3 protein-coding genes and 1 pseudogene are annotated in these 9,548 nt (G+C 73.1%); 3 read left to right on the top strand and 1 reads right to left on the bottom strand.

What is annotated here, in order from left to right; all coding sequences use genetic code 11:
* Nucleotides 1–158 precede the first annotated feature (158 nt).
* Together ACZ6TI_RS20555 and rph are read left to right on the top strand one after the other, a co-directional pair.
* A complete protein-coding gene (locus ACZ6TI_RS20555) occupies nucleotides 159–809 on the top strand; it encodes a GNAT family N-acetyltransferase (RefSeq protein ID WP_465346687.1) in 651 nt (216 codons plus the stop codon).
* Complete coding sequence (gene rph, locus ACZ6TI_RS20550; protein WP_465346686.1) at nucleotides 806–3,406, top strand: rifamycin-inactivating phosphotransferase; 2,601 nt, start codon at nucleotides 806–808, stop codon at nucleotides 3,404–3,406. The genes ACZ6TI_RS20555 and rph overlap by 4 nt, the downstream gene beginning before the upstream one ends.
* 724 nt (nucleotides 3,407–4,130) lie before the next feature.
* Here the strand turns inward: rph and ACZ6TI_RS20545 are convergent.
* A pseudogene (locus tag ACZ6TI_RS20545) lies at nucleotides 4,131–6,353 on the bottom strand (AfsR/SARP family transcriptional regulator); the annotation flags it as partial.
* A gap of 159 nt (nucleotides 6,354–6,512) precedes the next feature.
* Between ACZ6TI_RS20545 and ACZ6TI_RS20540 the strand changes: the two are divergent.
* Nucleotides 6,513–9,545 carry a S8 family serine peptidase gene (locus tag ACZ6TI_RS20540; protein WP_465346685.1) on the top strand — a complete coding sequence of 1,011 codons (3,033 nt, stop codon included), beginning with the start codon at nucleotides 6,513–6,515 and terminating at the stop codon, nucleotides 9,543–9,545.
* Nucleotides 9,546–9,548 lie beyond the last annotated feature (3 nt).

Genomic DNA, 9,548 nt, shown 5'->3' with positions numbered 1-9,548 from the left:
TTGCTCCTAGGGCGGAAAAGGGGGTTGTGGGGGGGGGGGCTTTTTGTTCCCCCCGCCCAAAGGACTGGCCTGGAAACACCACGGGGGGCCTGGTCGTTTTTCCCCCCCCCCCCTCCCCGGTTTGGATCGGCCTCCGGGTTCGCGCGAGGCTGGGCGGCATGGAACGCTTCACGGCGCGCCTGCGGCTCGAGCCGGTCGGCCCGGCCAACGCGCGCGACCTCTGGCTGGTGCACGGCGACGACGCCGTCTGGCCGTGGTACCAGGACGAGAAACCGACCGTCGAGCAGATCACGGCGAAGGCAGACTTCATGGGTACGTCGTGGGAGCACCACGACGTGCACAAGTGGATCGCCTATGACCGGGCGAGCGGCGCGGTGGTCGGCCGCGGTGGACTCTCCCGCACGCCGGTCGACGAGGACTGGGGACGGGTCTACCGCTTCCTGCCGGCGCAACCCTGGGTACGCACGGCGCACCCGAGTCGCCACCCGTTCGTCGCACACGCGCACTGGGTCGAGCTCGGCTGGGCGGTGCGGGGCGAGTTCCAGGGCCGGGGATACGCGACCGAGATCGGGCAGGCCGGGCTGACGTACGCCTTCGACGTCCTCGGTGTGCGGGCGGTGGTCTCGGGCACGGTCCGGCACAATGTGCGCTCACGCGCCGTCATGCGGCGACTGGGCCTGCGCTACGCCGGCGAGGTCCGCAGCCGCGGCCTGATCGAGGGACTCACCGGCGAGCACGACGACGCCCCCCACGCGGTGTGCGTGATGCTCCGCAGCGACTGGGTCCCGTCACCGGAGGTGTCGCGATGAGCGAGCGGTATGTGCTGGGTTTGCGCGAGGTCGACGGGACGCGGATCGCGGACGTCGGGGGCAAGGGTGCGCACCTGGGTGAGCTGTCGCGGATCGACGGGATACGGGTGCCGGACGGCTTCTGTGTGACCACCGGCGCGTTCCGGCGGATCATGGCGGAGACGCCCTCGAACGGCGATCTGCTCGATCGGCTGTCCCGCGTGGACCCGGACGATCGGGAGGCGATCCGGACGCTCAGCGCGGAGATCCGGCGGGCCGTCGAGGAGATCTCCCTCCCGGGCGACATCGCGGCGCTGATCACCGCAGCCGTCGCCCGGCTCGGCGAGCAGGGCGCCTATGCCGTGCGGTCCAGCGCGACCGCGGAGGACCTGCCGACCGCCTCGTTCGCCGGCCAGCAGGACACCTATCTGAACGTGGTGGGGCCGGCCGCGATCCTCCGGCACGTGAGCCGCTGCTGGGCTTCGCTGTTCACCGAGCGGGCCGTGATCTATCGCGGGCGCAACGGCATCGACCACCGTACGGTCGGCATGGCCGTCGTGGTGCAGCGGATGGTCTTTCCGCAGGCGGCCGGCATCCTCTTCACCGCCGACCCGGTCACCGGCAACCGCCGGGTCTGCTCCGTGGAGGCCGGCTTCGGTCTCGGCGAGGCGCTGGTCTCCGGGCTGGTGAACCCGGACGTCTTCCAGGTGCGCGACGGCGAGGTGGTCGCCCGCACGATCGGCGTCAAGCGGCTCGCCATCCACGCCGCACCGGCCGGCGGAACACGGGAGCAGGTGATCGATCCGGAGCGGCAGGCGCAGCCGGCGCTGACGGATGCGCAGGTCGTGCGTCTGTCGGAGCTCGGGCGGCGGATCGAGGCGCATTTCGGGCGCCCGCAGGACATCGAATGGTGCCTGGCCGGCGACGACTTCCGGATCGTGCAGAGCCGGCCGATCACCACGCTGTTCCCCATCCCGCGGACCGGCGACCGGGAGAACCACGTCTATCTCTCGGTCGGCCACCAGCAGATGATGACCGACGCCATGAAGCCCCTCGGGCTCTCCTTCTGGCAGATGACCACGCCCGCGCCGATGGCCGAGGCCGGCGGCCGGCTGTTCGTCGACGTCACCGAGCGGGTGGCCGCGCCGGCGAGCCGGGCCGCTCTGGTGGAGCTCATCGGGAAGGGCGATCCGCTGACCGGGGACGCGCTGCGCACCGTCCTGGAGCGCGACGGTTTCGTCCGGCCGCTGCCCGACGACGATCCACCCGGGCCGCCGGCCGGTGGGGCGCCGGACCCGATCGAGCCCGATCCGGCCATCGTCACCGAGCTGATCGCGCTCAGCGAGGCCTCCATCGCCGCCGCCGCACGCGACATCCGGACGAAGTCGGGAGTGGAGCTGCTCGACTTCATCCGGGCGGACCTGGGGGAGCTGCGGCGGATCCTGTTCGATCGGCGCAGCCATCAGGTGTTCATGTCGGCGATGGATGCCACCTGGTGGCTCAACGAGCACCTGGAGGCGTGGCTGGGGGAGCGGAACGCGGCGGACACGCTCACCCAGTCCGTGCCGCACAACATCACCTCGGAGATGGGGCTGGCGTTGCTCGACGTCGCCGACGCGATCCGCCCGCACCCGGACGTGGTCGCCTTCCTGGAGCACGTCGGGGACGACGACGGTTTCCTGGACGAGCTGCCGAAACTGGACGGTGGGCGGGAGGCGCGGGATGCCGTCGAGGCCTGGCTCGACCGTTACGGCATGCGCTGCGCGGGCGAGATCGACATCACCCGGCCCCGGTGGAGCGAACGGCCCGCCACCCTCGTACCGATGATCCTCGGCAACGTCCGGAACTTCGCGCCGGGCGCCGGCGCGCGGCGCTTCGAGCAGGGCCGGCAGGAGGCCCTGGCGAAGGAGCGGGAGCTGCTGGAGCGCTTGCGGGCGCGGCCGGACGGCGCGGCGGAGGCCGAGGAAACCAAGCGGAAGATCGACCTGGTCCGCACCTTCATCGGCTATCGGGAGTATCCGAAGTACGGCATGATCAGCCGCTACTTCGTCTACAAGAAGGCCCTGCTGGCGGAGGCCGGGCGCCTGGTGCGGTCCGGTGTGCTGCGGGCGGCGGAGGACATCTTCTTCCTCACCTTCGACGAGCTCCACGACGTCGTGCGCACGAACCGGGTGGACGACCGGCTGATCGACCGGCGCCGGGACGAGTTCCGGGCGAATCAGGCGCTCACCCCGCCCCGGGTGCTCACGTCGGACGGCGAGGCGCTCACCGGGTCCTACCGGCGCGACGATCTGCCGACCGGCGCCCTGATCGGCCTGCCGGTCTCCGCCGGGACCGTCGAGGGCCGGGCCCGCGTCATCCTGGACCTGGCCCGGGCCGATCTCGAACCGGGCGACATCCTCGTCACCACCCACACGGACCCCAGCTGGACGCCGCTCTTCGTGGCCGTCGCCGGCCTGGTCACGGAGGTCGGGGGACTGATGACGCACGGTGCGGTGATCGCCCGGGAATACGGATTGCCGGCGGTCGTCGGCGTGCCGGACGCCACCCGGTCGATCCCCGATGGACAGCGGATCCGCGTGCACGGAACCGACGGCTATGTGGAGTTGCTGGCCTGAGTCGCCAGCCGGTCCGGGCGGCGATGTGGTGGGCCGCACGGGCGTGCGCGACCCGGTCGGCCACGCCGAGGCCGGCCAGCACGGCGTGGGCACGGCCCTGCACGACCAGGTAGCCGCCGCGCCGGGCCAGCATCAGCGCCTGTCGGGCCGCCTTGCGGGCGGCCGGCGGATGGACGGGGTCGGTGTCCTCCGCATAGGCGACCAGCGCCTCGGCGGCGAACCCCCGGCCGCCGACCTCGCTGACCAGCCGGATCGCCGCGAGATGGTGGGTGGTGGCCTCGGCGGTGCGGCCCACGCGGGCACAGGCCGATCCGTACGCGGTGTGCACCGCCCCAGCCAGCAGCCGGTCGCCGGTCGGCTCGACCAGTTCCAGCGCCCGGGCGGCGTCGGTCAGCGCCGCCTCCGGCCGGCCGGCGCGCGCGCCGAGGATCGCCCGCCGCAGCAGCAGGTGCACCTCGGCGTTCAACCGGCCGGACTCCCGGGCGAGCCGCAGACCTTCCCGGGCCCGGGACCGGGCCTCGGCGTACCGGCCGGTGAGGGTGAGCACCTCGACGAGCTGGGCCAGCAGCGCACCCTGCGCCGCGATGTCGCCGTCCTGCCGGCACAGCCGGAGCGCCGCCAGGTAGTGCGCCTCCGCGCCGGCCAGGTCGCCGCGCCAGGAGCAGGTGATGCCCAGATTGCCGAGCGACACCCGCTCGCCGGGCCGCCAGCCGATCCGGCGGTTGATGGCGAGCGCGTCCCGCTGGTGCTCGGCGGCGGAGTCGAGGTCGCCGAGCATGCCGTGGGACGCGGCGAGGTTGCCGAGGATCGCCGCCTCCGACTCGGCCCAGCCGCACCGGCGGCTCAGCGTGAGCGCCTCGCCGAAGAGGGTCAGCGCCGCCCGGTAGTCGCCCGCGACGAACCGGCAGTGCCCCCGGCCGGTGGCCATCGCGGCCTGCGCGCGCTCGTCGCCGGCCCGGAGCGCGGCCGCCGAGCCGGCCTCGGTGAGCGTCTGCCACTCGGTGATCTTGACCTGGTAGAAGCAGTAGCCGCGGAGCGCGTCGGCGAGCCGCCAGGGCTCGTCGTCCGGCCCGGTGGCCGCGGCGAGGAGGTTGTCGAACTCGTCGCCGAGCCAGGCCAGCGTCGCCGCCCGATCGGGCAGCGGCTCCGCGGGCTCGTCGTTCTCCAGCCGCACCAGCTGTGGGTGGAGCACCCGGGCCGCCGCGTGGGCGCGCTGCCGGTAGTGCCGCAGCAGCCGGCCCACGGCGGCGCGGCCGTCGAACGCGGCGGCCTGCTCGCGGGCATATTCGCGGGCCAGGTCGTGCTGCGCCCAGCGCCCGGTCGCCGGACGTTCCAGCAGGTGGGCGGCCGCCAGCCGGTCCAGGCGCCGGGCCACGTCCGGCACCGGCCGGCCGGCGAGCGCCGCCGCGGCGTACGCGTCGAGGTCGGCGCCCGGCAGCAGGCCGATCAGCGCGAACAACCGTCGGATCTCGGGGTCGAGGGCCCGGTAGGAGAGGTCGAACGCGGCGCGCACCGAGCGGTCCTCGTCTCCCGCGTTGGCCAGCCGGTCCAGCCGGCGGCCGGCGCGCAACTCGGCCACGAAGGACGCGATCGAGCTCGACGCCTGTCCGGCCAGGTTGGCCGCGGCGATCCGCAACGCCAGCGGCAGCCCGCCGCACGCCCGCACCAGCTCCTCGGTCGCCTCCGGCTCGGTGCCCACCCGGTCCGGCGCGCAGACGGCGGCGACCAGCGCGACCCCCTCCGCCACCGGCAGCGCGCGCAGCTCCAGCACCTCGGCGCCCTCGCGCGCGACCAGCCCGCGCAGGCTGTTCCGGCTCGTCACCAGCGCCAGGCAGCCGGCGCCGGCCGGAAGCAGCGGGCGCACCTGGTCGGCCGACGACGCGTTGTCGAGCACCACCAGCACCCGCCGGCCGGACAGCACCGAGCGATAGAGCGCCGCCGCCTCGTCCACCTCCGCCGGCACCCGGTCCGGCGCGACGCCGAGCGCACGCAGGATGCGGGCCAGCGCCTCGCCCGGCGCCAGCGGTCCGGCCGGATGGAATCCGCGCAGATCGACGAAGAGCCGGCCGCCGGTGAACGAGGCGGCCGCCCGGTGCGCCCAGTGCACCGCCAGAGCGGTCTTCCCGACACCGCCCGGACCCACGACGGCCACCACCGGTGTCGCGCCGGCCAGCTCGTCCAGCCGGGCGAGCGCCTCCCGGCGGCCCGCGAACCGGCCCTGCAGCGGCAGCTCGTCCGGGACGACGGGCGGCGCCGCCGGGCCGATCCGCTCACCGCGCAGGATCGCGGCCTCGAGCCGGCGCAGCCGTTCGCCCGGTTCGAGGCCGAGGTCGCGGCTCAGGAGGCCGCGGGCCGCCCGGTACGCCGCGAGCGCGTCCGCCTGGCGACCGCCGATCTGCAGCGCCACCATCAGATGCTCGTGAAAGGACTCGCGGTAGGGGTGCTGGGCGACCAGCCGCCGCACCTCCGCCACCAGGCCGTCGCCGGCGCCCGCGCGCAGGTCGGCGTCGATCCGGCGGTCGAGCGTGACCAGGCGCTTCTCCTCCAGCTCGGCCGCATATGCCTGGAGCATCGGCACGTCGCCGACGTCCTCGAAAGCCGCACCGCGCCACAGCCCGAGCGCCTCGTGCAGCAAGCGCCGCCCGGCGTCCACCCGGCCGTCCGCCAGCGCCCCGGCCCCCTCGGCGGCGAGCCGCACGAACCGCTCCGCGTCGATGTCCTCGGCCGGCAGGGTCAGCGCGTATCCGGGACGGCCGTGCCCGGCGATCGCGTCGGCGCCGAGCAGGCGCCGCAGCGCATGGATGTATGACCGGAGGTTGGCGCCGGCCGACGGGGGCGGCCGCCCGTGCCACACCGCGTCGATCAGCTCCGGCGTGGACACCGGCCGCCCGGCGCGGCCGGCCAGCACCGCGAGCAGCAGGCGGTGCTTGCGCGAGGCGATCGGCACCGGCTCGCCGCCGTCGAACACCTGCACCGGACCGAGCACCCCGACGATCACCGCGCCAACGGTATCGGTCGATGAAGCGGCGGGCTGTCCGGTTTCCGGCACCCGCCCGCACCGGAATGTGCGGTGAATATGCGGGGCCGCCCTATGTTCCCGGCGATCGTGACGACGACGGAGGCGGCGATGGGTTACGCGCAACGGGGGTTCGCCGCGGTGGCGGCGGCACTGGTGGTGGTGCTGCTGGCCGGCACCGGGGCGCAGGCCGCGCCCGGCGACGACTTGGCACCGCTGAGCACCGCGCCGGCCGGCGCCGAGGTGGTCAAGGACCGGTACGTCGTGATGCTGAAGAAGATCGCGCCCGGCACCGCGCGGACCGGCCTGGTCGACCGGGCCCGGGCTCGGGGCGCCGTGGTCCGGCGGCAGTACACCGCGGCGATCAACGGGTTCTCCGCCACCCTGTCGGCGGAGGCGCTCGCCGACGTGCGCCGGGACCCGAACGTCGCGCACGTGGAGCCGGTGGTCGTCATCCGGGGCGACGGCGACCAGTCCAACCCGACGTCGTGGGGCCTGGACCGGATCGACGAGCCGCAGTTGCCGCTCGACCACCACTACCGCTATTCCGCGACCGGCTACGGCGTCCGGGTCTATGTCATCGACTCGGGGGTCCGCCGCACGCACAACGAGTTCCGTGCCCCGGTCATCGCCGGTCCCGACTGGGTCGACGACGACGCCGAACCGCAGGACTGCAACGGGCACGGCACGCACGTCGCGGGCACCGTGGCCGGGCACTTCGTCGGCGTCGCCAAGGAGGCGACGATCGTCGCGCTGCGGGTGCTCGGCTGCGGCGGCACGGGGTCGTCCGACGACGGCATCGCCGCTGTCGACTGGATCGCGGCGCACCACCCGGCGGGCACCCCCGGCGTCGTGAACCGCAGCATCGGCGGCATCGACAACCCGATCAGCCTCGGCCTGGAGGCCGCCGTCGGCAACCTCATCGCCCAGCGCAACGTCGTCGTGGTCGCCTCGGCCGGCAACGCGAACGCGAACTCCTGCAACTTCTCACCCGGCCGGATGCCGGCCGTGCTCACCGTGGGTTCGGTCTCCAACGCCGACCTGCGTTTCCCGTCGTCGAACTGGGGCCCGTGCGTGGACCTCTTCGCACCCGGCGTGAACATCACCTCGGCGCGCCACGACAGCGACACCGAGCGGATCGACTTCACCGGAACCTCGATGGCGGCGCCGCACGTGGCCGGCGCGGCCGCGCTCTATCTGCAGTCGAATCCGGCTGCCACGGTGGCTCAGGTGCACGCCGCCCTCGTCAACGCGAGCACCAAGAACACCGTTGTCGACCCGAACGGCTCACCGAACCGGCTGCTGTTCGTCGCGCCGCAGCGGACCGAGCCGCAGGCGTCGCTCAACACCATGTTCAACAACTACGGCGACAACGCGGGCTGCGCCGACTGGAGCGGTGCGGACGCGACCCAGTCGGTGGCGCTGCCGAGCGGCAAGCGCGCCTGGTTCTTCGCCGACACCTTCCTCAACAAGCCGTCCGAGCGGACCGGCTTCTTCCGCAGCAGCCTGCGGAACTCGATCGTCATCCAGAGCGGCAGCAGCCTGCGGACGATCACCGGCGGCAACACCTGCCAGGAGCGAAACCTGGACATCCCGTTCTGGGACCGCTACGCCCGCACCCCGTTCGCCGAGCCGGCCTCGTCGCTGTCGACCGGGTTCTTCTGGCCGGGCGACTCGATGGTCGTCGGGTCGAACGTGGTGAAATTCCTCTACCGCAACGAGCCGCAGAACCCGCCGTGGTGGACCGACACGCACAGCGCGTTCGTCACCGTCCCGATCAGCGAGCTCGAGAGCGGCAACCCGGTCTTCCGCAACCCGACCCTGATCCCGCCGAAGTACACCTACGGCAGCCACCCGATCAACTGGGGTCTCGCCCTCGTGCGGGTGGGTGAGCTGGTGTACATCTACGGCGCCGGCGTGGTCAACGCGGACAACGACCGGAGGCCCTACCTGGCCAAGGCCACCCCCGGCAACCTGACCAACCCGTCGAGCTGGCAGTTCTACCGCGGTGGCGGGCAGTGGTCCGGTGCGGGTGACCAGAACGCCGCCGCGCCGATCTCCACCATGGACGTCGAGAACGGTTTCAGCGTCGCCTATCTCAACGGCCGCTATTGGCTGGTGCAGCACGAGCCGAGCCTGAACGGCGGGCGCATCGTGGCGCACCCGGCCGCGCAGCCGTACGAGTTCACCGACAACCGGGTCACGCTCTACACCCCGCCGGAGGGCACCCGGGGCGCGGGCAACCAGTACAAGTTCTACTACGAGGCGCGCATCCACCCGGGTCTGGGCGCGGCGGGACGGGTGATCGTCTCGTACAACGTCAACACCTCCGCGGTGAGCGTGGGCTGCCGCAGCCTCGCCGAGCACGACGGGTCGATCTATCGCCCGCGGTTCCTGAACGTGCCGCTCGGCAAGTTCGACAACACCGCCGCGTCGACCTCGCCGCCGTCCGACCAGGTGCCCGCGGCGGCGCCGCTCGCCACCGACAACACCTGGTACGACTCGTGGGCGGCGCCGCAGTCCACCAACGGCGGCTGCCCGCCGCTGAACCAGCCCACGACGCTCGCCGGGACCGTCAACCCGGACGGCACGGTCGCGCTGAGCTGGAGCAACTACGGGCGGGACGTGTGGTACTGGGTGGAGTCCCGCGACGTGACCGCGGGGACCGGCTGGACCCGTCCCGAGCTGTGGCAGGTGGACACGGCGATGGTCGACATGCCGATCTCGGTGCCGGAGAAGCAGGGCCACACGTTCGCCTGGCGGATCGTCCCGTTCGCCGCGGGCCACGAGGCGCCGGCGTCGAACGTGGTGCAGCGCGTGGTGAGCGTGCAGCCGCCGAGCCAGGTCACCGGCGTCACCGCGACCCGCACCGGCAACGGCGTGATCACGGTGGAGTGGAACGAGACGACCTATCCGTCCAACCGGGTCTACTACTTCATCGACTACTGGAACATCACCCGCGGGCAGACCGAGGCCCAGGCGACCCGATCCGCCCCGATCGATCCGGGCACCACCTCGAGGAGCTTCGTCTTCGCCGATGGTGACCGGATCGGATTCCGGGTATATGCGCGCAACGTCGGCGGTTTCAGCCCCCCGTCAGCCGTCGTGACCGCGGTGGCCTGAGGC

This window comes from Actinoplanes sp. NPDC051388 (genome assembly GCF_055586225.1).
The sequence above is the reverse complement of the archived record's forward strand: the minus strand, read 5'-3'. Positions and strand labels throughout refer to the sequence as shown.

Bases quoted from the DNA above. Each gene is read 5' to 3' on its own strand.
- rph (WP_465346686.1), top strand. From the start codon at position 806: ATGAGCGAGCGGTATGTGCTGGGTTTGCGCGAGGTCGACGGGACGCGG.
- ACZ6TI_RS20555 (WP_465346687.1), top strand. From the start codon at position 159: ATGGAACGCTTCACGGCGCGCCTGCGGCTCGAGCCGGTCGGCCCGGCC.